Annotated in this window: 23 protein-coding genes and 1 tRNA gene; 12 read left to right on the top strand and 12 right to left on the bottom strand. The window is 69.0% G+C overall.

All coding sequences use genetic code 11. The features are described 5' to 3' along the window. Window positions 1-102: 102 nt before the first annotated feature. Window positions 103-825, top strand: coding sequence for a DUF7119 family protein (locus tag EPL03_RS04440; RefSeq protein ID WP_135828114.1), 723 nt, complete (start codon window positions 103-105; stop codon window positions 823-825). A 16-nt stretch (window positions 826-841) separates the two neighbouring features. Here the strand turns inward: EPL03_RS04440 and EPL03_RS04435 are convergent, their stop codons facing one another. Then, window positions 842-2,131, bottom strand: coding sequence for a M20/M25/M40 family metallo-hydrolase (locus EPL03_RS04435; RefSeq protein ID WP_135828113.1), 1,290 nt, complete (start codon window positions 2,129-2,131; stop codon window positions 842-844). Between the two features lie 93 nt (window positions 2,132-2,224). Here EPL03_RS04435 and EPL03_RS04430 point away from each other — a divergent pair. Continuing rightward, a tRNA-Lys gene (locus tag EPL03_RS04430) sits at window positions 2,225-2,298 on the top strand. Between the two features lie 129 nt (window positions 2,299-2,427). Then, complete coding sequence (locus tag EPL03_RS04425; protein WP_135828112.1) at window positions 2,428-2,904, top strand: hypothetical protein; 477 nt, start codon at window positions 2,428-2,430, stop codon at window positions 2,902-2,904. A gap of 17 nt (window positions 2,905-2,921) precedes the next feature. Here EPL03_RS04425 and EPL03_RS04420 read toward each other — a convergent pair whose 3' ends face one another. Together EPL03_RS04420 and EPL03_RS04415 are read right to left on the bottom strand one after the other, a co-directional pair. Next, the gene (locus EPL03_RS04420) at window positions 2,922-3,500 is read right to left on the bottom strand and encodes a DUF7090 family protein (protein ID WP_135828111.1); all 579 of its coding nucleotides are present in this window, start codon (window positions 3,498-3,500) and stop codon (window positions 2,922-2,924) included. 66 nt (window positions 3,501-3,566) lie between these two features. Continuing rightward, window positions 3,567-4,007, bottom strand: a complete 441-nt coding sequence (locus EPL03_RS04415) for a DUF2391 family protein (RefSeq protein WP_135828110.1) — start codon at window positions 4,005-4,007, stop codon at window positions 3,567-3,569. A gap of 148 nt (window positions 4,008-4,155) precedes the next feature. Between EPL03_RS04415 and EPL03_RS04410 the strand changes: the two genes are divergently transcribed. Continuing rightward, entirely contained in the window at window positions 4,156-4,836 is a 681-nt protein-coding gene (locus tag EPL03_RS04410; RefSeq protein WP_135828109.1) for a class I SAM-dependent methyltransferase, read from the top strand. A 33-nt stretch (window positions 4,837-4,869) separates the two neighbouring features. Here the strand turns inward: EPL03_RS04410 and EPL03_RS19770 are convergent, their stop codons facing one another. The 3 genes from EPL03_RS19770 to EPL03_RS04400 all read right to left on the bottom strand — a co-directional run bounded on the left by EPL03_RS19770 (window position 4,870) and on the right by EPL03_RS04400 (window position 6,346). Continuing rightward, on the bottom strand, window positions 4,870-5,046 hold the full coding sequence (locus EPL03_RS19770; RefSeq protein WP_168216176.1) for a DUF7501 family protein: 177 nt from the start codon (window positions 5,044-5,046) through the stop codon (window positions 4,870-4,872). 84 nt (window positions 5,047-5,130) lie between these two features. Beyond that, window positions 5,131-5,733, bottom strand: coding sequence for a peroxidase-related enzyme (locus EPL03_RS04405; RefSeq protein ID WP_244605196.1), 603 nt, complete (start codon window positions 5,731-5,733; stop codon window positions 5,131-5,133). A gap of 40 nt (window positions 5,734-5,773) precedes the next feature. After that, window positions 5,774-6,346, bottom strand: coding sequence for a DUF1684 domain-containing protein (locus tag EPL03_RS04400; RefSeq protein WP_135828108.1), 573 nt, complete (start codon window positions 6,344-6,346; stop codon window positions 5,774-5,776). Between the two features lie 106 nt (window positions 6,347-6,452). On the opposite strand from EPL03_RS04400, the gene EPL03_RS04395 reads away from it, so the two are divergent. The 5 genes from EPL03_RS04395 to EPL03_RS04375 all read left to right on the top strand — a co-directional run bounded on the left by EPL03_RS04395 (window position 6,453) and on the right by EPL03_RS04375 (window position 12,530). Beyond that, window positions 6,453-6,836, top strand: coding sequence for a hypothetical protein (locus tag EPL03_RS04395; protein ID WP_135828107.1), 384 nt, complete (start codon window positions 6,453-6,455; stop codon window positions 6,834-6,836). An 86-nt stretch (window positions 6,837-6,922) separates the two neighbouring features. After that, the gene (locus EPL03_RS04390) at window positions 6,923-8,110 is read left to right on the top strand and encodes a thiamine ABC transporter substrate-binding protein (RefSeq protein WP_135828106.1); all 1,188 of its coding nucleotides are present in this window, start codon (window positions 6,923-6,925) and stop codon (window positions 8,108-8,110) included. A 37-nt stretch (window positions 8,111-8,147) separates the two neighbouring features. Beyond that, window positions 8,148-9,935 carry an ABC transporter permease gene (locus EPL03_RS04385; protein ID WP_135828105.1) on the top strand — a complete coding sequence of 596 codons (1,788 nt, stop codon included), beginning with the start codon at window positions 8,148-8,150 and terminating at the stop codon, window positions 9,933-9,935. A 382-nt stretch (window positions 9,936-10,317) separates the two neighbouring features. Continuing rightward, the gene (locus EPL03_RS04380; RefSeq protein ID WP_135828104.1) at window positions 10,318-11,403 is read left to right on the top strand and encodes an ABC transporter ATP-binding protein; all 1,086 of its coding nucleotides are present in this window, start codon (window positions 10,318-10,320) and stop codon (window positions 11,401-11,403) included. Between the two features lie 134 nt (window positions 11,404-11,537). Beyond that, window positions 11,538-12,530: a methyl-accepting chemotaxis protein gene (locus tag EPL03_RS04375; protein WP_135828103.1), complete on the top strand. Its 993-nt coding sequence runs from the start codon at window positions 11,538-11,540 to the stop codon at window positions 12,528-12,530. A gap of 6 nt (window positions 12,531-12,536) precedes the next feature. On the opposite strand, the gene EPL03_RS04370 is transcribed toward EPL03_RS04375, so the two are convergent. The 3 genes from EPL03_RS04370 to EPL03_RS04360 all read right to left on the bottom strand — a co-directional run bounded on the left by EPL03_RS04370 (window position 12,537) and on the right by EPL03_RS04360 (window position 15,763). Further along, a complete protein-coding gene (locus tag EPL03_RS04370; RefSeq protein WP_135828102.1) occupies window positions 12,537-12,977 on the bottom strand; it encodes a PIN domain-containing protein in 441 nt (146 codons plus the stop codon). Then, entirely contained in the window at window positions 12,978-13,226 is a 249-nt protein-coding gene (locus EPL03_RS04365; RefSeq protein WP_135828101.1) for an AbrB/MazE/SpoVT family DNA-binding domain-containing protein, read from the bottom strand. It abuts the gene before it with no gap. A gap of 113 nt (window positions 13,227-13,339) precedes the next feature. Next, window positions 13,340-15,763, bottom strand: a complete 2,424-nt coding sequence (locus EPL03_RS04360; RefSeq protein WP_244605195.1) for an ATP-dependent DNA helicase — start codon at window positions 15,761-15,763, stop codon at window positions 13,340-13,342. 105 nt (window positions 15,764-15,868) lie between these two features. Here EPL03_RS04360 and EPL03_RS04355 point away from each other — a divergent pair, with 105 nt between their 5' ends. Together EPL03_RS04355 and EPL03_RS04350 are read left to right on the top strand one after the other, a co-directional pair. Further along, window positions 15,869-16,558, top strand: a complete 690-nt coding sequence (locus tag EPL03_RS04355) for a YqjF family protein (RefSeq protein ID WP_135828099.1) — start codon at window positions 15,869-15,871, stop codon at window positions 16,556-16,558. A gap of 51 nt (window positions 16,559-16,609) precedes the next feature. Continuing rightward, the gene (locus EPL03_RS04350; RefSeq protein WP_135828098.1) at window positions 16,610-17,062 is read left to right on the top strand and encodes a universal stress protein; all 453 of its coding nucleotides are present in this window, start codon (window positions 16,610-16,612) and stop codon (window positions 17,060-17,062) included. 34 nt (window positions 17,063-17,096) lie between these two features. Here EPL03_RS04350 and EPL03_RS04345 read toward each other — a convergent pair whose 3' ends face one another. Both EPL03_RS04345 and EPL03_RS04340 read right to left on the bottom strand, forming a co-directional pair. After that, window positions 17,097-17,618 (bottom strand): GNAT family N-acetyltransferase, encoded by a 522-nt coding sequence (locus tag EPL03_RS04345; RefSeq protein WP_135828097.1) that lies wholly within the window; start codon window positions 17,616-17,618, stop codon window positions 17,097-17,099. Further along, complete coding sequence (locus EPL03_RS04340) at window positions 17,615-17,983, bottom strand: universal stress protein (protein ID WP_135828096.1); 369 nt, start codon at window positions 17,981-17,983, stop codon at window positions 17,615-17,617. The genes EPL03_RS04345 and EPL03_RS04340 overlap by 4 nt, the downstream gene beginning before the upstream one ends. Before the next feature lie 108 nt (window positions 17,984-18,091). On the opposite strand from EPL03_RS04340, the gene EPL03_RS04335 reads away from it, so the two are divergent. Continuing rightward, window positions 18,092-18,874 carry a DUF5806 family protein gene (locus tag EPL03_RS04335; RefSeq protein WP_135828095.1) on the top strand — a complete coding sequence of 261 codons (783 nt, stop codon included), beginning with the start codon at window positions 18,092-18,094 and terminating at the stop codon, window positions 18,872-18,874. Window positions 18,875-18,922: 48 nt separating this feature from the next. Here the strand turns inward: EPL03_RS04335 and EPL03_RS04330 are convergent, their stop codons facing one another. Beyond that, window positions 18,923-19,522 (bottom strand): DUF7529 family protein, encoded by a 600-nt coding sequence (locus EPL03_RS04330; protein WP_135828094.1) that lies wholly within the window; start codon window positions 19,520-19,522, stop codon window positions 18,923-18,925. Between the last annotated feature and the right edge of the window lie 389 nt (window positions 19,523-19,911).

Genomic DNA, 19,911 nt, shown 5'->3' with positions numbered 1-19,911 from the left:
CCCGGCCTCGCGCCCCCGGACACCCCGGCGGCATCGCGGTCCGGACGACGCCCGGCCAACCGACCCCCGGATTTTTTGCCGGTCGGTGCGACCGTCCGACCGATGAGTGGAGACGGACGCCCCGAGGGACCGCCGGCCGACCGGGAATCGAGCGAGCGGTCCGCCGGCCGCGAATCGGACGGACCGCCGACCGACCGCGAGTCGCCGGTCGGCCAGCCGGTCGTGCGCGGCGACGAGGCGGTCACCGGCGAGCGCGCCGAGCGAGCGAAGGCGTTCGACCCGGACGACCCCGACAGCGTGGCCGAGGCGGCCGCGACCGTCCGGCGGTTCGCCGACAACACCGCCGGCGACGAGGACAACGTGTTCATGCTCCGGGGTGCGGCCGCGTGCGCCGCGCTCGTGCGCGCGGAGAAATCTTACAAAGCGGCGGCCGAGCGCGCGGGTGGCGACGTGACGGTGGCGTTCGTCCGCAAGTGGGCGCGCGTTCACGATTTGCCCCAGTCCATCCGGCGCTACGTCGCCATGGGCCAGATCGCGCCCACGGCGGCCAAGCACGTCGCCCGCGTGAGCGGCGAGGACCGGTTCCAACTCGCGTGGGCCGTCCTCGACGGCGATTTGACGGTCCGGGAGGTGCGGTCGGTCGCCAGCGCGGTCAACGACGGCGCGCCGGTCGCGGCGGCGCTGGCCGACCACGGCGTCCGGCCGGGCGAACTCACCCTGTCGCTGCCCGGCGACACCTACCGGGAACTCCGGCGCGCGGCCGCGATGGAGGGCGAGGAGCCGTCGGCGGTCGTTGCCGAGGCGCTCGAAGAGTGGCTGTCGTGAATCGGGGCGCAATCGTTCAATCGAAGAACTCCCGCACGGCATCTACCAGCACTTCGCCGGCCGTCAGCACCTCCGGCCACGCGATGGTCTCGTCGGGGAAGTGCGCCTCGTCGATGGACCCCGGTCCGAACAGCACCGCCGGAATCCCCGCCTCGACGTACCACCGGGCGTCCGCGCCGTAGGTCGCCCCGCGCGGGGCGGTGTCGTCCCCGAGACCGTGGCGGTCCATCGCTCGCTGGACCGCGCCAACCACCGGCTCGTCGGGGTCGATTTCCGAGGGCTCGAACTGGACCGAAAAGCGGTCGAACTCGGGCGGATGGTCGGTCAGCCACTCGTCGGCTGCGACTATCTCGGCGAGGCGTTCGTCGAACGCCGACTCGACCTCGGCCACCGTCTCGCCCGGCGCGACGCCGATGCGGACCTCGGCGACGAGGTCGGCGGGGACCGACGACGCCCAGTCGCCGGCCGCGACGGTGCCGAACACGACCGGCCACGGCACCGGGAACTCGGCGTAGAGCGGGTGGGTGACCGACTCGCCGCGCTCGGATTCGAGTTCGCGGAACGCCCGCCGTATCTCCTCGAAGTACGGGAGGACGTCCACGCCGCGCCAGCGCGAGGCCGCGTGGGCCGACCGCCCCTCGATTCGCAGGCGCTTCATCACGCAGCCCTCGGCCGCCGTGACCGGACGGAGTTCGGTCGGTTCGGCGATTATCGCGGCGTCGCGCTCGAAGGGGTAGGGGTTCGACAGCGCGGCCGCCGCCGCGCCGATTCCGCCCGACTCCTCGCCGACCACGCTCTCGATCACGAGCCGACCGTCGAACGGTGAGTCGGCGGCCGCCCCCTCGGCGGACTCGTGGAGGTGCTTGGCGACGAAGACCAGCAGCGCGAGCTGGGTCTTCATGTCGGCCGCGCCCCGCGCCGTGAGCGTCTCGGTGCCGTCCGCGCGCTCGCCCCACGTCGGCTCGAAGGGGTCGCTCGACCACGACTCGCGGGCGACCGGCACCACGTCGACGTGGCCGTTCAGCACCAGCGTCGGCCCGGCGTCCGGGTCGCCGAATTCGAGGACGCCCGCGACGCTCGGCCGCCCCGCCACGTCGATTTCGGCGGGGTCGTCGGGAAACGAGGGGTGGTCGGCCAGCGCGTCGGCGTCGGCGGTCCACTCGTACGTCTCGAAGCCGAGGTCACTCAATTGCTCCCGAACGCGCTCTTGGGCGGGCGCTTCGTTGCCGTCGGTGGTGTCGACTCGGAGCAGGTCCTCCGTGAGCGCTCGGAGGTCGGCGTCGCGGGCGCTGGCGAACTCGTCCATGCGAGTGGACACCGAGGACGCGAGGGTAAAGCTTCTGGACGCGGGCCGGTGGATAGAAAACGTTTAACCCCTATCGCCCGCAATCAGGGGTGAGGGCTGGTAGCTCAGTTAGGCAGAGCGTCTGGCTTTTAACCAGACGGACAGGGGTTCAAATCCCTTCCAGCCCGTGATTTTGCGACGAACCTGCTGCGAGCAGTTCGTCTGCTCGCGTTTCCGTGAGGCGAAAATCCCTTCCAGCGCGCTTTTGGGACGGGCGACGCAGCGAGCGTGAGAGTACGGCGTGAGATAGAGGAGCCTTGGACGCGAGGCGATTCCTCACAAGACATTTCTACTACATTTCCCTTCGGGAGTACGTGAAAAAGTCCGCCATAGCTGTCGTCGTTCTGGCAGTCGCGGTTTCCGGTTCTGGATGCCTGACGGGCCAACCGACTGCGTCGCCGCTCGACGGCGGCGAATCCAGCGCGAGTACCGGCGACGGTGAAATAACCGCCGAGGTGGTTTCGGACGCCCCACCGAACGCGACTGTCGTCGATTTCGGCGACGACCGAGTACGGGCGAACAGCTACCTGCGAGAAGCCGTCCGGGAAGCCGTAAACGAGTCCGGACGAGCGGTCGTCACCGTGCCGAAAAGCGAAGTCGGGAAGATGAAAGCGGACCGCGAACGGTTGTCGGGATACTTCCCCGACGACGACAGTTCGGGCGAGTACGAATCGGGCTACTACGTCGAGTACGACGGGACCGTCGTTCGCGTCGAGTTCGCCGTTCTGAACTGAACGACGTATTACCCGTTTCAGAAGTCGCTCTCGACGTTCCCGTCGCGGTCGAGGTCCACGATGGCGTCGAAGACCCCGAGGAACTGCTCGACCTGCTCCTCGTCGTGGACGCCCTTCGAGAGGTGGAACAGGCCCACCGCGTCGTGTTCGTCGAGGAGCGCCAGCAACTCGCGTACGACGTCCCGGACGCGGGACTCGTCGGCGTAGTAGGCCATCTCCGTGATGGAGTCGAGGCTGATTCGGCGCTTGCCCTCGGTGCGTTCCAGGAAGTCGCGGGCGACCTCGAGGACGCCCTCGAGGTCGGCGGGCGAGGAGACGTAGTGGACGCTATCGGTGTTGCGTCGGGAGTACCCCCGCTCGATGCTCAGGGTGTCGAGTATCTCGGCGCGGTCCTCGTCGACGTCGTAGTGGTCGAGTTTCTGCTTGACCTCGCGCGCGGTGGTCCGCGTCGAGATGACGAGAAAGCGGTCGGTGTCGGTCTTGAGGAAGTCGGTGTCGATGCGGTCGGTCTCGCCCGTGCTGGGATGCAGGAGGAGGATGCCCGTCCCGCCGGGCACCGACTCGGGGGCGTTTTCGATGGCGAGTCGATATTCCATATCCACTGGTGATACGCGGCGAAGACTTAAGAATACGGGTCGGGCGCCGCGGTGGGACCGACCGTCTCAGAACACGCTGTCGGCGGTGGCCGCGCCGACCACGCTGAACACCGCGCCGACGCTGACAGCCCGGAGCGTGATCGCGACCGTCTCCGTCGACGGCGTGCCGTCGGCGAACGTGTCGCCGAGGAAGGTGCCGGGCGCGCCGAACGCCACCGCGAGTATCGCCACCGACCCGAACGACACGACCATCAGCGAGACGAACCGGGTCGGGACGCCCGCGACCTCCGCCTCCCGGTCGGGGTCCCGGTCGTCGTCGGCCTTGTAGAGCGCGCCGTAGCCGATGAGGAACACGATGGCGATGGTCGAGAGCGACTGCACCCAGGTCATGTCGCTGGCGAGGCCCCAGACCTCCTCGGTGACGACGAACGGTCCCGCCAGCAGGAACCCGCCCACGACCTGCTGGGCGGTGTCCGCCAGTGCGTAGCGTCGCTTCGAGCCGACCATGCGCGACGTGACACACCGGACGGGTAAAAGGGCCTCGTTGGACGACGGCGCGGCGTCGCCCGCCGGCCCCGCGCTCGGGGTCGACGAGTGCCGAGTCGGACTCGGTGAGTCCGAACCGACTTTACCCCTCGCGCGCCTCGACCCGCACATGAGCGTACGCGAGGAGTTCGACGAGTGGGCGGCCGACGGCCGCGACAAGGGGATGGCCGAGCGCCACTGGCACACGGCCAAGTACGCGCTGGCCCGGATGCCGGTCGAACCGGGCGACGTCGTCCTCGACCTCGGGACTGGCTCGGGATACGTGCTGCGGGCCCTCAGGGACACCAAAAACGCCGGCGCGTGTTACGGACTCGACGGCTCCCCCGAGATGGTACGGAACGCCCGGGAGTACACGGACGACCCCGACGTCGAGTACCTGAACGGCGACTTCGACTCGCTCCCCCTGGCCGACGACAGCGTCGACCACGTCTGGTCGATGGAGGCGTTCTACTACGCCAGCGACCCCCACCAGACCCTCCGTGAGGTCGCCCGCGTCCTGCGACCCGGCGGCACCTTCTTCTGCGCGGTGAACTACTACGAGGAGAACGTCCACTCCCACCGGTGGCAAGAGCGCATCGACGTGGAGATGACCCGGTGGAGCGGGCCACAGTACCGCGAGGCGTTCCGCGAGGCGGGCCTGCACGTCGCCGAGCAGGACAACATCCCGGACGAGGAGACCGAGATTCCGGACGCGAGCGAGTTCCCGACCGACGAGTGGGAGACCCGCGAGGCGATGGTCGAGCGCTACCGGGAGTTCGGGACGCTGCTGACGGTCGGCGTCGCACCCTGACCTCGGGACCGGCTTTCGGCCCGCAGTCGCCTTCTATCCGCTCCAGCCGCCGGGTACGTCGCCCGCGACGTTGGACCGCCAGGCCTCGAACCCATCCTCGCAGTCGGGGTTCTGGCCGAGGTGGTCGACGAAGCCAGCGCCGGGCGTTTCGAGTTCGGTCTCGCAGAACGGGCAGTGGTTCGGGTCGTTCCAGGTGGTCGTCGCCGCCATGGTCGAACCGGGGACGCAAAAGCGTATAAATCTAATCGCAAAACAGCTTAGGTAACCTTGGATGATTAATATCGACCTTATATCTCACTCCATCCCGCGCGCGAAGGTGTAGAACTCCTCGTTCGGGCGCATGTCCGCCAGCGTGGACATCCGGTTGCTCAGGTTGAAGAACGCCGTCACGCTCCCGACGTCCCATATCTCTTCGTCGGTCAGGCCGACCTCGCGCAGGGCGTCGAGGTCGGCCTCGGTGACGCGACCCGGCTCCTCGGTCAGCTTCACCGCGAAGTCGAGCATCGCGCGCCGGCGCTCGGAAAGGTCGGCCGCGCGGTGGTTGGTGGCGAGCTGGTCGGACAGTTTCGGGCGCTCGCTGTAGAACCGACACAGCGCGCCGTGGGCCACCACGCAGTAGAGACAGTCGTTGACGCCGCTGACGGTCACGACTATCATCTCGACCTCCTCGCGGTCGAGCGGGGTGTCCTCGACCAGCGCGTCGTGGTACTGGAAGAACGGCCGGAAGTGGCTGGGCTTGTAGCCGTACGCCCGGAAGACGTTGGGCGTGAACCCGGCCTGTTCGGTCTCCTCGGCGATTCGCTCCCGGAGGTCCTCGGGCAGGTCCTCGACGTCCGGTACCGGGAAGTTGGTCATCGGCTCGTCGTCGCTCACGTCGGCGGTCGAGTCGTCGGCCATGCCCGACCACTCGCGCCCGGAGCCGAAATGCTTTGTGCGATTAGGCCCGCTCGCCCGCCCGAATCTCGGTCTCCAGCCAGTTCTCCTCGGGCGGGAGCGGGCAGGCGAACGTCTCGCTGTAGGCGCAAAAGGGCGAGTACGCCAGATTGAAGTCGAGTATCACCTCGCCGCCGTCTTCGAGTTCGCCCTCCGGTTCGAACTCCATGTACCGGCCGTCCTCGTAGGTCTGCTGGCCCGTGGTCTTGTCCCGGAAGGGGACGAACAGGCCGTCCTCGCCCTCCCGCTGGTAGCCCGCGAGTTCGTACGTGTCCTCGCCCATCGTGAAACGCAGGGTCGCCACCCGGAGGTATCGCTGGGGCCGTCCCGCGTTCACGTCCATCTCCACCGGTTCGGGCCGGTCGTGGACCGCGACCGTGGCCGCGACTCGATACGCGGGGTCGGGGTCGAAGTAGTCGAGGCCGTCGAAGTCGTCGCGGTCCTCGGGCGCGACCGGCGACTGGGGATGCTCGGCGAAGAACGCGTCTTTCTCCCGGCGGTAGGACTCGACCTGTTCGCGCCACTCCTCGGGGTCGACCCCCGCGCCGTCGTCGGGGTCGTTCGCGGCGTCGCTCATGGGCGGGCGTACGCTCTCGCGTCGGGTAACGCTTCGCATCACAACCGGCGGGCCTCGACGCCGCGCGGAGTTACAGTTATGCCGCTCCCGAAACAAAGCTGATCGCATGTTCGAGTGGTTGTTCCCGACGTGGTCGAACCCCGCCCTCCTCGCGGCCGTCGTGGCGGCCCGAGGACTGCTCGACGCGTCGCTGACCGCCATCGTGGCCGACGCGCTCGGCACGAGGTCGCCGCTCGCGCTCGCTGCGGCCGGCGTCACGGTGCTGTCGGTTGTCGTGATGGTACTGGTCCTCCGGCCCGGCACGCTCGGCCACAGGGCGTCGCTGGCCGAGATAGCCGGGCAACTCGGACTGGTCGCGGTCGGCGCGTACGCCGTGTACGCGAACCCCTCGACCTGGCGAATCGCCGGACTCGCGCTCGTCTCGGTCGGAATCCTCGCTCTCGCGGGCCTGACGATTCACCTCTACGGGGAGGCGACCGTCGCGCCGTGAGGCGCGGTCGTCCGGAGCGTTCGACGGCCGACAGCTATCGCGCCACATCACGCGAGTTAAGTACCACCGGATGAAACCACCGGGTAATGGAACGGCGCACGCTTCTTCGACGAGGCGCGACCGCGACGGTGATCGGACTGGCCGGCTGCGTGGGTGGCGACGGCGGGGGCCAAGAGACGACCGACGACGAAACCACGACGGCCGACGAAACCACGACTGAGGAGTCGACCACGGCGGACGAATCGACCGAGACGACGGCCGAAGAGGCGACCGAAACCGAGACTGGCTCCGACCTCAGCGGGACGCTGACGGTCGCCACGTACTCGTCGTTCGTCGACGCGCCGAGTTCCTCGCCCGGGCCGTGGCTCAAGGACGCGTTCGAGGAGCGACACCCCGACGTGACCGTCGAGTGGGCGACGCCCGAGAACGAGATGAACTACTACCTCCAGCGCGCCCAGCAGGGCGTCGAGGTCGAGGCCGACATGTTCGTCGGACTCAACGTCGACCACCTCATCCGCATCGACGACGCGCTGGACGACCGCCAACTGTTCGAGTCGACCGTCGACGCGCTCGACAACTACGGTCACGTCGAGGAGGGACTCAAGTTCGACCCCCAACAGCGCGCAGTGCCCTACGACACGGGGTACATCAGCCTCGTCTACGACGGCACCGAGGTCGACGACCCCGAGACGTTCGACGCGCTCACGACCGACGAGTACGCAGGCGACCTCATCCTCCAGAACGCCCAGAGCGCCGCGACCGGCCGGGCGTTCCTGCTGTGGACCGTCCACAATCGCGGCGAGGACGAGTACCTCGACTACTGGGAGCAGTTGGTCGACAACGACGCCACTATCCTCGGGTCGTGGGACGACGCCTACGCCGCGTGGGAGAGCGGCGAGGCCCCCATGGTGGTGTCGTACTCGACCGACCGCGTGTACGCCAACCGGTCGGACGCGAATCTGGAGGAACACCGCATCAGCTTCCTCGACGACCAGGGGTACGCCAACCCCGAGGGGATGGCGAAGTTCGCCGACTCGGACGACGACGACCTCGTGGCGGCGTTCATGGACTTCCTGCTCTCGGCCGAGGCGCAGGGGGAAATCGCGGCCCGGAACGTCCAGTTCCCCGCGACCGACTGGGCCGACCTGCCCTCGGAGTTCGAGGAGTACGCCGCCATCCCGGACGACCCGGTGACGTTCACCTACGACGAGCTGCAGGGCAACGTCGACGGCTGGATAGACGAGTGGGCCCGGCAGATCGCCGGTGGGAACTGACCCGAGGGTGATCCGACGCGATGGAGGATAGTCCCGCGTGACTCGCCGCGAGACGGTCGGCCGGTGGCTCGAGCGCCGAGCCGTCGCGCTCCTCGGAGTCGCGACTGTCGCCGTCCTCGCGGTGCTCTTTTACTACCCGGTGTTGACGGTGTTCGCCGACGCGGTCCGGGTCGGGGGCGCGTGGACCTCGTCGTTCGTCCGCGAGGTGGTGACCGACCCGTTCTACGTCGGGGCGCTCGGACCCCTCCTCTCGGGCGACCTGAGCGCGGTCGCCGACGTCGCGGCCGACCGACCCCTCGGAATCTTCGGCTTCACGGCGTATCAGGCGCTCCTCTCGACGGTTGCCAGCGTCGCGTTCGGCCTGCCCGGAGCCTACGTCCTCGCGCGCTACGAGTTTCCCGGCCGGCGCACGCTCCGGTCGCTGACAATCCTGCCGTTCGTGCTGCCGTCCATCATGGTCGCCATCGGTTTCTACGCCTTCTTCGGCGCGAACGGCCCGGTCAACGACCTGCTGGCGGCGGTCGGCGTCGGCCGCATCTCGCTGCTCAACTCGCTGGAAGCCATCGTCGTCGCTCACGCGTTCTACAACGCGCCGCTGGTGACGCGGGTGACGACTGCCGCGTGGGAGAGCGTCGACGCCCGGATGGTCGAGACCGCGCGGTCGCTGGGCGCGAACCCCTACTACGCCTTCCGGGACGTGCTGGTGCCCCAGCTCCTGCCGGCGGTGCTGACGGGCGCGCTCCTGACGTTCATCTTCACGTTCATGTCGTTTCCCATCGTGCTGGCGCTGGGCGGACTCCAACTCGCCACGGTCGAGGTGTGGGTGTACTCGCTGGTCCAGCAACTCGACTACGCCGAGGCCGCCACGCTCGCGGTGATAGAGACGGTCGTCTCGCTCGCGCTGACCTACGCTTACCTCCGGTACGAGGCCCGCCAGTCGTCGAGCAGTCGGGCCGCGAATCCGCCGGCGCGCAAGCGATTTCTGTCGGGCGTGCGCTCGTCGGGGGCCGTCTCGCCCCTCGCGGCGCTCGAACGTGCTGGCATCGCGGTCTACGCGGTCGTGGTCGCGGTCGTGTTCGTCGGCCCCATCGCCAGCATGGTGGTCGAGAGCATCACCGGGCCGAACGGACTCACGCTCCAGTACTATCGATTTCTCGTCCAGCGCCAGATCGAAGGCGCGTCGTTCCAGACGCTTCCGGGCGTGGCGGTCCGCAACTCGCTGTTCTTCGGCGCGGCGACCCTGCTGGTCGCGCTCCCGATGGGCGTGACCGTCTCGGTGCTCACGGCGCGGGGCGGCCGGTGGGCGCGACTCGCCGACACGGCCGCGATGGCCCCGTTCGCGGTGAGCGGTATCGTGGTCGGCCTCGGGATGTTGCGCGGGCTGGTCTTCGGCGTCGAACTCTGGGACCACCGCGTGCAGGTCACGGGCGCGGTCGCCATCGTGGCGGCCCACGCGGTCGCGGCCTACCCCTTCGTCGTCCGGAACGTCTCGCCGCTGTTGGGCGGTCTCGACCGCTCGCTCGTGGAGTCGGCCCGCGCGCTGGGCGCGACCCGATTCCGGGCGTTGCTCGACGTGGAACTCCCGCTGGTGGCGTCGGGAGTCGCGGCCGGCGCGGCGTTCGCGTTCGCCATCAGCGTCGGCGAGTTCGATTCGACGGTGATTTTGGCCACCGGGAGCAGCAGCTACACGATGCCGGTCGCCGTCGAGCGCTACATCGGGAATCGCACGCTCGGCCCCGCCACCGCGATGGGGACGGTCCTACTGGCGGTGACCAGCCTGAGCTTCGTGGTCGTGGACCGACTCGGCGGGAGGTGGGAGGTGTGAGGGCCTCGCGGAGCGAGGCCCGAGTGCCTCCGAAAGAGAGGCGGCGCAAGCCACGAACGCCTCCGGAGAAGGGAGGTGTGAGGCGTCGTTCCCCGAGGGCAACGTCCGCCGTCGATTCCGACAGAGGGACCACCTACCACCCTGGCGGACTGAAAGGGCGAGGCGCGCTCGCGCATCGCGTGGTCGTCTCTGGCGGCTCTATCCGCGCCGATGCGGTGCGGTGCTGTGCTGTGAGGCGCGGATATCCGCCAGAGCGACCGCGAGCGCGCCGAGGGCTTTCGAGGACCGGTTTGCTGTTCTCGCGCCGCAGAGCGCGCCGAAGACGTTCGGGGCAGTCTCGCCCGAATCAGAAACGCGAACGAACTCAGGAGCGACCAAACCCATGACCGACCTGCACCTCGACGGAATCTCCAAGTCCTTCGGCGGCGTGACCGCGCTCCGTGACGTGAACCTCGACGTGGAAGACGGCGAGTTCTTCACGCTGGTCGGCCCCTCCGGCTGTGGCAAGACCACCACGCTCCGGGCGGTCGCGGGCTTCGAGTCGCCAGACGAGGGCGCGGTCCGGTTCGGCGACCGCGGGATGGCCGGCGTGCCCCCGGAGGACCGCGACGTCGGCGTCGTGTTCCAGAACTACGCGCTGTTCGCCCACATGACCGTAGGCGAGAACGTCGCCTACGGCCTCCGCTTTCGGGGGACGCCCGGCGACCAGTCGAAGGAAGCGCGGGTCGCCGACCTGCTCGACCTCGTGGACCTCGCGGGGTTCGAAGAGAGGGACCCCGACGCGCTGTCGGGCGGCCAGCGCCAGCGGGTCGCGCTGGCGCGAGCGCTCGCGCCCGGCCCGGACGTCCTCCTGCTCGACGAACCCATGAGCGCGCTCGACGCCCGCCTGCGCAAGGACCTCCGGACGCAGGTCAAGCGGATTCAGTCCGAACTGGGCATCACGACCGTCTACGTCACCCACGACCAGGAGGAGGCGCTGGCCGTGTCCGACCGCGTGGCGGTGATGCACGACGGCCGCGTCGAGCAGGTGGGCCGACCGGAGGACGTGTACCGCCGGCCCGAGACCCGGTTCGTCGCGGAGTTCCTCGGCGAGAACAACGTGTTCGCGGGCGAGGTCGACGGCGAGGCGGTCCGGGTCGGCGAGCGGTCGTTCCGACTCGGCGACCTCGGCGCGTCGGACGACCGCGACGCGCCCGACGGCTCGACGGTCACGTTCTGCGTGCGGCCGGAACACCTCGCCCGCGACCCGGTCGAGAACGTCGTCGAGGCCGCGGTCGAGGCGGTGGAGTTCCTCGGCGAGTCGTTCCGCGTGCATCTGGACTGGCAGGGCCAGCGCCTGACGCTCCGGGCCGACGAGCGACCGACCGCCGAGCGGCTGACGGTCGGGTTCGACCCCGAGGACGCGCACGTCGTCTCGGTCGGCGAGCGAGCGCAGGCGGTCGCCGACCGACGGCGCGTCGACGACTGACCGCGCCGGGTCCTCGACGAGAACTCCGAGACGCACGCACCCCAGTAGAACGAACCTGAAAACGCGGTTTCCAATAGTTAACTATCTGTCTAGTTTCCAGAACCTATTTCCTTCGGTAGTCGAACTCCCTCGACATGGACAGGAGTGGAGAGCTGTCGGAGGCCGACGGGGACAGTACCGACGAACTGGACGTCGACTACGACGACGACGTCGAACTCGACGCCGAGGTCGACGAGATAGAACAGGACATCGAGGAGGACGCCGACTACGACCGTGAAGCCGCCAGCGACATTCAGACGTCGCTGGCCGAACTGCAGGGCTCCTCGGAGGGCATCGCCGAGCGCGTCCACGACATCACGGCGCTCGCGCGCGAGCAGTCCGACGGGATGTCGCAGGTGTCCGAAGAGATTTCGGACCTCAGCGCGGCCGTCGAGGAGATAGCCTCCTCGTCCGAGGAAGTGGCGTCGGCCAGCGAGCAGGCCCGCGAGCAGGCCGAGCGGGGCCAAGAAGCCGCCGGGGAGGCCCAGGCGACGATGGAGGAGATACAGGAGGCCGCCGAGAGCGTCTCGCGGGACGTCGAGACCATCCGCGAGAGCGTCCAGGACATCGGTGCCATCGTCGACGTCATCGACGACATCGCCGAGCAGACCAACCTGCTCGCCTTGAACGCCAACATCGAGGCCGCCCGCGCCAGCGAGGGCGGCGACGGGTTCGCGGTCGTCGCCGACGAGATAAAGGAACTCGCCGAGGAGTCCCAGCAGCAGGCCAGCGAGATCGAGGAGAAAGTCGACCGGATACAGGACAACACCGAGAACGCCGTCGGCAGCCTGGAGGAGAGCAACGCCCGGATAGACGAGGGAATCGCCACGGTCGACACCGCGGTCGGGAGCCTCGACGGCATCGCCGAGTCGGTCCGGGAGGTCAACCAGGGCATCGAGGAGGTGGCGTCCGCGACCGACCAGCAGGCCGCCAGCACCGAGGAGGTCGCCGCGATGGTCGACCAGACGACCGAGAACGCCGACGACATCGCCGACCGGACCGACGGCATCTCGGTAGAACTCGACGAGCAGACCGACCAGATAGCCGACATCAGCCGCCAGCTCGACGAACTGGTCGACGAGGAGTGACCGCGCTCACTCGTCTCGCGGGTCGTCGGGGTTCGTCGCGGCGTCGAGCCGATACAGGTCGGGTGCGACGTCGAAGTCGTCGTCGAAGGCGTAGAGGTATCCGAGTCCCTCGGTCTGCATGTACGCGACGATACAGGCGTCGACGAGCGAGAACGGTTCGTGGCGACGGAACAGCGCTTTCGCGGTAGCGAACGCGTCGGCGGTCAACGATTCGACGTGGAAGCGAGCGTTCTCCTCGACGCGGTCGAGGAAATCGACTGCGGCGTCGTGTCCCGCGTGTGTAGTGAGTCCGTTGAGGGTTTCGGCGAGGACGTAGTCGAGGACGACCGCTTCCGGAAGCGACCCCTCGTCGACGCCCCGGAGGAGTGGAAGCGCGTCGGCGTGTTCGCTATCGTGGCGATAGGCCGCCGCGAAGAGGACAGACGTGTCGAAAAGCGCTCGGGGCATCTACTCCGAGACGCCCCACGCGTCGTGGTCGGCGGTGGCGTCGGTGGTCTCGTCGCCGCCGTATCCGTCGAAGTCCGCGAACGTTCCCGTCCGCTGTCGGACGGTCTCGACCCGGACGCTCCCGTCGTCTTCGACGTGCCAGCGGAGGTAATCACCGTCCTCGATCTCCAGTTCGCGTCGAATTCGTGCGGGGATGTTGGCTTGGTTGCCGGACACCTTACTTTCGGCGTCGACCCGATTGTTACGCATGGATGATAGTTGCGCTTCCTGTGGGGAAACCCTAGTGTGTCGGTACACTACCGGTGACCGCGCCGAGCTCGTCTCGGCGTCCAACCCGCGGGCAGGGTCCGCGCCCAGCGACGCTACTCCCGCCCGCGCCAGAACCGCTCGACCCCCAGCGACAGCATGTCCGGGCTCACGGGCTGGAACTCCTCGCGCTCGACCTCGGGGAAGAACTCTCGAACGCTGTCCCACGAGTTGCGGGCGTACCGCGAGTCCACCAGAACGCGCACGCCGACCTCCTCGGGGCCCCGAATCACCCGGCCCAGCGCCTGCCGGGCCTTGCGGACGGCGGGGACGGTCAGCGCGTACTCGAACCCGTCGCCGAACGCGCGGTCGTAGGCGGTCCGGACCGCCTTGGTCCGGGGGCTGGCGGTGTTGATGATGGGGACGCCACACACCACGGCGGCGTCGAGCCTGTCGCCCTCGTAGTCGACGCCCTCGGTGAGCGTTCCCCGGAGGCTCGTGACCAGGACCTTCCCCCCGCCGCCGAAGAACTCGGCTTTGAGGTCCTCGGTCACGTCGTCGGCGCTGCTCTCGTCGAGCAACACGGGCTTGTCGACCCGCGAGTCGCCTCGCAGGCGCTCGGCGGCCCACTCGGCCTCGGCGTAGTTGGGCATCCCGACGAGGACGTTGCCGGGCGTCTCGACCGCCACGTCGCGGAGCGCGTCGGCGTAGACCTGCCGCGTGGTGGTCCGCTCGCCCGAACGTCCCCGGTTGTCGTAGGTGAACTTGGGGGCGTCGACCGCGAAGCTCTCGCGGTTGGCCTCCGGGAAGTTGAGGCCGTACGTTCGCTCCACGACCGGGCGGCCCTGCTCCTCGTCGAGGTGGCGGAGGCCGGTCACCTCCTCGAATACGTCCACGGGTTCGAGGGTGGCGCTCATCAGCACGCCCCCGCCGAAGTCGGCGAGGCGCTCTCCGATGGCGTCGCTGGGCACGCAGTTGTGCATCGCGAGGCTGGCGTTGTACGCCCGCCGCCACGACCCCTCGGGCTCGCGGTCGTTCCACGTGCGTTCGAGCTCTATCTCCCGGAAGTAGTGCTCGTGGTCGTTGCGGTACCACTCGCCGAGGACGCGACCCGCGGCGGGCGCGGCGCGGTTCTTGTCTCCCGGGCCTTGCCCGGTCGACCGTTCCGAGGCGCGTTGCGCCTCGCCCTCCTCGTCTTCGGCCTCGTTCAGGATGCGCGCGACGACCGCACCGACCGCCTCGGCGCGGGCCCACACGCCGTCGTGATAACCCGCATCCTCGGCCCACTCGCTTATCTCGTCGGGCTGTGGCTCGGTCGGGTCCCGGAGCGGAATCTCGTCGTCGGGCAGGTCGTGGAGGTTCGACTTCCAGCCCCGGTGTTCGCGTTCGAGGTGGGCAGTCACCCGGCGGTCTACCTCCTCGCGCAGGTCCCCGAGGAAGTCCCGGACCTCCTCGATTTCGGAGAGGCTCACGTCGCTGTCTTCGAGTTCCGCCCGGACGAGGTCGGCGTCGGCGGTGGTGTGGCCCTCCCGGTCGTCGCGGGTCGACCGGTCGTCGAACTCGACGGGCTGGATGACCCGGGCGAGTTCGGACTCGGCGTCCTGGAGGGTCCTGTCGCCCACGGCGTCGCTCACGAGGCCCCGGACGCGCGGTTCGAGCATGTGGGCCTCGTCACAGACCACGAACGTCGAGTCGTCGAGCAGCGCGCCCGTGAACCCGCCGGTCGTCACCGGGTCGAAGGCGTGGTAGTAGTTGCCGACGACGACCTCGGCGTGGCCCAGCACCGCGCCCATCATCGAGTGCGGGCAGGTGCCGTGCTGGACCGACAGCGAGACCAGTTGCTCGGGGTCGACCAGCCCCATCCCGTCGAAGTCGAACGGGACCGCCTCCACCGGGTCGCCGTCCTCGGGGAGGTCCTCCAGAAACTGGGCGTAGAACGGGCAGTATTCGACCCCGTCGTACTCGGGCATCTCGGGCGGGTAGGGCGTCGGCTCCCCGCCGGTTTCGAGGTAGTCGGCGGCCGCGCGTCCCTGCGCGCCCGAGTCGGCGAGCCCGGTCTGCTGGCTCCGGGCGCGCGAGACGAGGCTCCCGGCGGTGGTCGACCCGCCGTCGCCCGTAATCGCGCGGGTGTCCTCCCGCAGGGACTCGCAGCGCTCGTACACGTTGTCGTCGTCGATGCCGCCCGCGTTCTCGCGGTTGTACGGGCAGACGTCCGCCTTCCCGACGAGCGTGAGGCCCGTGACGGGCGTCCAGTCGTCGGGCAGGTTGGCGTTGACGGTCCGGAGGTCGGCCTCGAACTGCTTGAGCTGCTGTTTGACGCTGGTCAGCACGACCACGCGCTCGAAGTCGCTGTCGGGGTCGCGGACGAGGTCGATGCCGGCGGTCAGCGCGAGCATGGTCTTGCCCGTGCCACAGGCACCCTCGACGACCGCGAAGCCGCCGTCCTCGGCGGTGTCGATGGCGGTCTCGATGCCGTCGACCTGCTCGGGATAGGGGTCGGCGTGGCCGAACACCTCGCGCCACGAATCGCTTTCGGTCACTGGGCCGAACGTACCTCGCCTTCGGGTTTGAACCTTCGGAATCGCGGGGTCGGTCGCGAGCCCGACGACCCCAAGGGATTTTCGCTCGGGATACCCAGTGTCGGTATGGTCGTCCCGCTGGAGATGAACTGGCGACATCTGCTGTTCGAGAACTGGCCCGTCGAACCGGCGGTGATGGACGCCCATCTGCCCGACAGACTGGAACCCGACGAACACGACGGGTCGGCGTGGCTCTCGGTCGTCCCGTTCACCAACGCCGCCGTCCGGCCGAAGGGCGTCCCCGAACGGTTCGGCATCCGACTCCCCGAACTCAACCTCAGGACCTACGTGACCCGCGACGGGGTTCCCAGCGTCTACTTCTTCAGCCTGGACGCGCAGGGCGTAGCGAGCGTCGTCGGCGCGCGGCTGTTCCACCACCTGCCCTACTACTACGCCCGCATCTCGCTGGACGCGGCGGGCGACCGCGTCCGATTCCGCAGTCGCCGCCTCCACCCGGGCGAACGACCCGCCGCGTACGAGGGTACGTACCGGCCGACAGGCGACCCCTTCGCCGCGCCCGACGACGCGCTCGGGTCGTTTCTCACCGAGCGCTACCGGTTCTACACGCAGGCCCAGGACGGGACGATTCGGTACACGGACGTCGACCACGAGCCGTGGACGCTGTACCCGGCCGAGGCCCGAATCGAGACCAACACCCTGCTGACGGCTCACGGGTTCGCCCGGCCCGACGCCGACCCGGTGTACCACTACAGTCCGGGCCTCGACGTGGTCGCGTCCCGAAGCAAGCGACCGTGACCTCGGCTTTCGAGGCGAGGATTTTTCCCGAGCGCCCGCGCAGGTGGGCACATGACCGAACCGCTCGAAGTGGACACAGTCCTCGTACCGGTCGACGGGAGCGACGAGTCGGTCGACGCCGTCGAGTACGCGGCGGCCGTCGCCAACCAGTACGACGCCGGCGTCCACGCGCTGTACGTCCTGGGCGAGGAGCTCGTCCGCGGCATCGAGGGCGGAGCCGTCGACGAAGACGAGGTCCTCTCGAACACCGAGGCGTTCATGGACACCGTGCGCGAGGTCGCCGCCGAGTACGGCGTGTCGGTCTCGACCTCGAACGCCTACGGCTTCTCGACCACCAGAAAGACCCAGCATCCGGGCAGCGCGGTCCTCGACACCGCCGAGGACGTCGACGCCGACTTTCTGGTCATCCCGCGCGAGCCGCTCAGCGGCGAGCCCGGCGAGGTCCTGGAGAAGGCCGCCGAGTACGTCCTGCTGTACGCCAGCCAGCCCGTGCTGTCGGTGTGACGGGGCGAATTGCGGGGTTCCGAGTCCCCCGCCCTCACAACCGCAGGGCCATCTCCATCTCGAAGCTCTCGGCCCCGGAGGTCTCGAAGCCCACCGACTCGTAGAGGTTGACCGCGGCGTGGTTCCAGCGCTCGACCGTGAGCCACACCTTCTCGACGTCGTTTGCCTGCCCGTGGCCCAGCAGCACCCGGATGAGTTCCGAGCCGATGCCCGCGCGCTGGTAGTCCTGATGGACGAAGATGGCGAGTTCGTACGCATCCTCGTCGGGGACCAGCGTGGCGTGGCCGACCGCCCGGTCGCCGTGCCAGGCCACCACGTTCAGCCCTTCGAGCAGCACCTCCAGCCAGTCGCGGATGCGCGACTCGGTCGCGGGCGGGATGCCCTGCGCGCGGTCGGCCGGGTCGAAGTCGGCGTACATCTCCACGAGCGGCTCGAAGTCGGCGTCCTCGTACGGTCGGACCGCGACGTCGCGGTCCTCGCGGTCCGCGAACGACACCGGCGGCTCGGGGAACGGCCCCGCGGGCTCGTCGGGGTAGGTGCGCTCGTTCCGGCTCATCGGACGAGCGTCACGGTGATCGGGGAGTTCAGCAGGACGAACTCCGCAATGGCCCCGAGCTGTATCTTGCCCATCGGGCTTCGCTGGCCGCCGCCGAGCACGAGCTGGTCGAACGCCTCGCGCTCGGCGAGGTCGACCAGTCGGCTCCCCGGGTCGCCCGAGAGGTGCCGGACCTCTGCGTCGACGTTCTCGGCGTCGAGCACCTCCCCGACCCGCGACTCGATCTCGTCGAACGCGCGGTCGCTCTCCGGGTTGTCGAGGATGGCGATGGTGAGGTCGTCGCCCGCCAGCCGGGCGCGTTCGACCGTTCGTTCGAGCGCGCGAAGCGAGTCGTCGCTGCCGCCGATTCCGAGCAAGATGTCCATACCCGACTATCCGCGCCCGCCCACAAATTAGTTGCGTGAATCGCCGCCGAGACGGCCCCAACCACACCAGACGACACGCTTTTCCACCTCGGCTGGTAACCCGGATTCATGGCCGACGACCGACCGCGTCCGACCGACCCCGACCGGGACGCCGACGAGGAAACGCCCCGCACGCCGGAATCGGACAGCGAGGTCACCGCGACTGCCGACGACGCTTCCGAGGGCGACGCGGGGACGGCCGTCCCGGGCGACGGAACCGCGGACGCGGGCGCGGCCGCGGACGACTCCGCGACCGCGGCGGGCGCGAGCCCGGCCGGGGAAACCGACGCCCCCGCCGACTCGACCGTTCCCGAGGACGTCCGCAAGTACGAGCGGTTCACGAAGATGGACGGCGCGCAGTACGACCGGGTCAACGAGTTCCTGCGCGACCGGACGTACATCACGGCCCGCGAGTGGGCCATCGCGCGGCTCTGTGCGGACTTCCGGACCGAGACGGGGGTCGAGATGACCAAGATCGGCGACAACCTGCCCGAACTCGTCCCGTTCATGACCGACACCTACTCGCCCCAGGCGGTCAATCAGGCCCGGGCGAGCTTCGAGGACAAGGTCAGGCAGGCCGGCGCGACATTCCTCTACGGCGCGATGTCGGGCTTTTTCACGGCCGAGGAGCTCGACGACGTGATGTACGAGGTGACCGAGGTCGCGAAGTTCCTGCTCGAGGTCGAGGGCGTGGACCTCTCGGTCGAGGAGGAGTTGGAGGCCGAGGACCGCATCTCGGAAGTGATGCGCGACGTGCAGACCGCCAGCGAACAGCTCCGCCACGACGAACTGGCGTGTCCGAACTGCGGCCACGAACTCGACGCCGCCGACGCCGTCGAGAGCGACGACTGACGGGCAGCCGTAGCGAAAAAGCGGAAGCGACGGGACTCGACCGGCGGGCTACTCGGCGTCCTCGCCCGCCGGCGGGTGGAAGTTCTCGGGGTCCTGGTGGGTGAACTCGATGCGCTCGTTGGTCAGGGTCCGGAGGTAGGTCCGCATCTCGCCCTCGCGGTCGGCGACCGCGAGCATTCCCTGGGCGTCCTGGGGGTCGTAGTAGGCGGGGTACAGCACCGCCACCTCCTCGTCGTGGTCCTCCATGGCGACCACGAACAACACCAGCCCGTCGCCGGTCGCGCAGAACGCCTCGTAGGCGTCGAAGGCCACGCCGCCCTCCAGCAGTTCTTCGACCGCGTCGAACTCGTTGTTCGGCACCAGCACGTCGAGGCCGAACAGGTCGTCGTCGCCTTCGGGGTCCGGCGACCGGGCCGTCACGTCGCCCGGGTGGAGCTGGTGGGCCTCCCAGCCCTCGTCCTCGTACTCGGCCGCCGTGGCCTCCATGTCGGCCACGATGTCGTCCCAGAACTCCATTGCGCGGACGTGAGTCCCCGGAATCCCGGCCCCCTGCTCGAACGCTGCGGCGGGGTCCTCTTCGACGAGGGTTTCCACGTCCGACTCGCTCGCGGTTCCGGGCGACTCGCGGTCCTCGGCGTCCTCGCTCATGGTACGAGAGGCGGTCTTGCGGGGTAAAAGTCTTGGTACTCCCGTCGTCGGCAGTGTTCGGGAGCGTCGGTCGAACTCGATCACGCGACGCTACACGCGACCGCGACGCTGGGGCTCCGTTCCACGGTCGGCGCGCGCTGGCGTCTTGTTGAGCGTAGCGAAACAAGGCTCGTGGGAGCTTGTCTCCCACGGCGCGACCTCGTGTCGCGCCAACATGCGCGCGGTCTGCGCAAGAGACGCGCGCGCAGGCTCGTCAGAGCTCGCCTCTGACGGTGGAGGCGAGCGCGTTCAGGCGCTCGCCGAGGTTGGAGAGGCGTGGGGCTCTCGCTGTGCGGTCGCGGTACTGTGCGGTCTCCTTGGCGGACTGAACTGCACGCGAGCGCGGCGAG

The sequence above is a fragment of the Halorussus halobius genome, assembly GCF_004765805.1.
GTDB lineage: Archaea > Halobacteriota > Halobacteria > Halobacteriales > Haladaptataceae > Halorussus > Halorussus halobius.
Note: the sequence above shows the minus strand (reverse complement) of the source record. Positions and strands in the feature narration are given on the sequence as shown.

What these genes read in the sequence shown, in the direction of transcription:
- EPL03_RS04440 (WP_135828114.1), top strand. Translation starts at nt 103, where the DNA reads ATGAGTGGAGACGGACGCCCCGAGGGACCGCCGGCCGACCGGGAATCG.
- EPL03_RS04435 (WP_135828113.1), bottom strand. Translation starts at nt 2,131, where the DNA reads ATGGACGAGTTCGCCAGCGCCCGCGACGCCGACCTCCGAGCGCTCACG.
- EPL03_RS04420 (WP_135828111.1), bottom strand. Translation starts at nt 3,500, where the DNA reads ATGGAATATCGACTCGCCATCGAAAACGCCCCCGAGTCGGTGCCCGGC.
- EPL03_RS04415 (WP_135828110.1), bottom strand. Translation starts at nt 4,007, where the DNA reads ATGGTCGGCTCGAAGCGACGCTACGCACTGGCGGACACCGCCCAGCAG.
- EPL03_RS04410 (WP_135828109.1), top strand. Translation starts at nt 4,156, where the DNA reads ATGAGCGTACGCGAGGAGTTCGACGAGTGGGCGGCCGACGGCCGCGAC.
- EPL03_RS19770 (WP_168216176.1), bottom strand. Translation starts at nt 5,046, where the DNA reads ATGGCGGCGACGACCACCTGGAACGACCCGAACCACTGCCCGTTCTGC.
- EPL03_RS04405 (WP_244605196.1), bottom strand. Translation starts at nt 5,733, where the DNA reads ATGGCCGACGACTCGACCGCCGACGTGAGCGACGACGAGCCGATGACC.
- EPL03_RS04400 (WP_135828108.1), bottom strand. Translation starts at nt 6,346, where the DNA reads ATGAGCGACGCCGCGAACGACCCCGACGACGGCGCGGGGGTCGACCCC.
- EPL03_RS04395 (WP_135828107.1), top strand. Translation starts at nt 6,453, where the DNA reads ATGTTCGAGTGGTTGTTCCCGACGTGGTCGAACCCCGCCCTCCTCGCG.
- EPL03_RS04390 (WP_135828106.1), top strand. Translation starts at nt 6,923, where the DNA reads ATGGAACGGCGCACGCTTCTTCGACGAGGCGCGACCGCGACGGTGATC.
- EPL03_RS04380 (WP_135828104.1), top strand. Translation starts at nt 10,318, where the DNA reads ATGACCGACCTGCACCTCGACGGAATCTCCAAGTCCTTCGGCGGCGTG.
- EPL03_RS04375 (WP_135828103.1), top strand. Translation starts at nt 11,538, where the DNA reads ATGGACAGGAGTGGAGAGCTGTCGGAGGCCGACGGGGACAGTACCGAC.
- EPL03_RS04370 (WP_135828102.1), bottom strand. Translation starts at nt 12,977, where the DNA reads ATGCCCCGAGCGCTTTTCGACACGTCTGTCCTCTTCGCGGCGGCCTAT.
- EPL03_RS04365 (WP_135828101.1), bottom strand. Translation starts at nt 13,226, where the DNA reads ATGCGTAACAATCGGGTCGACGCCGAAAGTAAGGTGTCCGGCAACCAA.
- EPL03_RS04355 (WP_135828099.1), top strand. Translation starts at nt 15,869, where the DNA reads ATGGTCGTCCCGCTGGAGATGAACTGGCGACATCTGCTGTTCGAGAAC.
- EPL03_RS04350 (WP_135828098.1), top strand. Translation starts at nt 16,610, where the DNA reads ATGACCGAACCGCTCGAAGTGGACACAGTCCTCGTACCGGTCGACGGG.
- EPL03_RS04345 (WP_135828097.1), bottom strand. Translation starts at nt 17,618, where the DNA reads ATGAGCCGGAACGAGCGCACCTACCCCGACGAGCCCGCGGGGCCGTTC.
- EPL03_RS04340 (WP_135828096.1), bottom strand. Translation starts at nt 17,983, where the DNA reads ATGGACATCTTGCTCGGAATCGGCGGCAGCGACGACTCGCTTCGCGCG.
- EPL03_RS04335 (WP_135828095.1), top strand. Translation starts at nt 18,092, where the DNA reads ATGGCCGACGACCGACCGCGTCCGACCGACCCCGACCGGGACGCCGAC.
- EPL03_RS04330 (WP_135828094.1), bottom strand. Translation starts at nt 19,522, where the DNA reads ATGAGCGAGGACGCCGAGGACCGCGAGTCGCCCGGAACCGCGAGCGAG.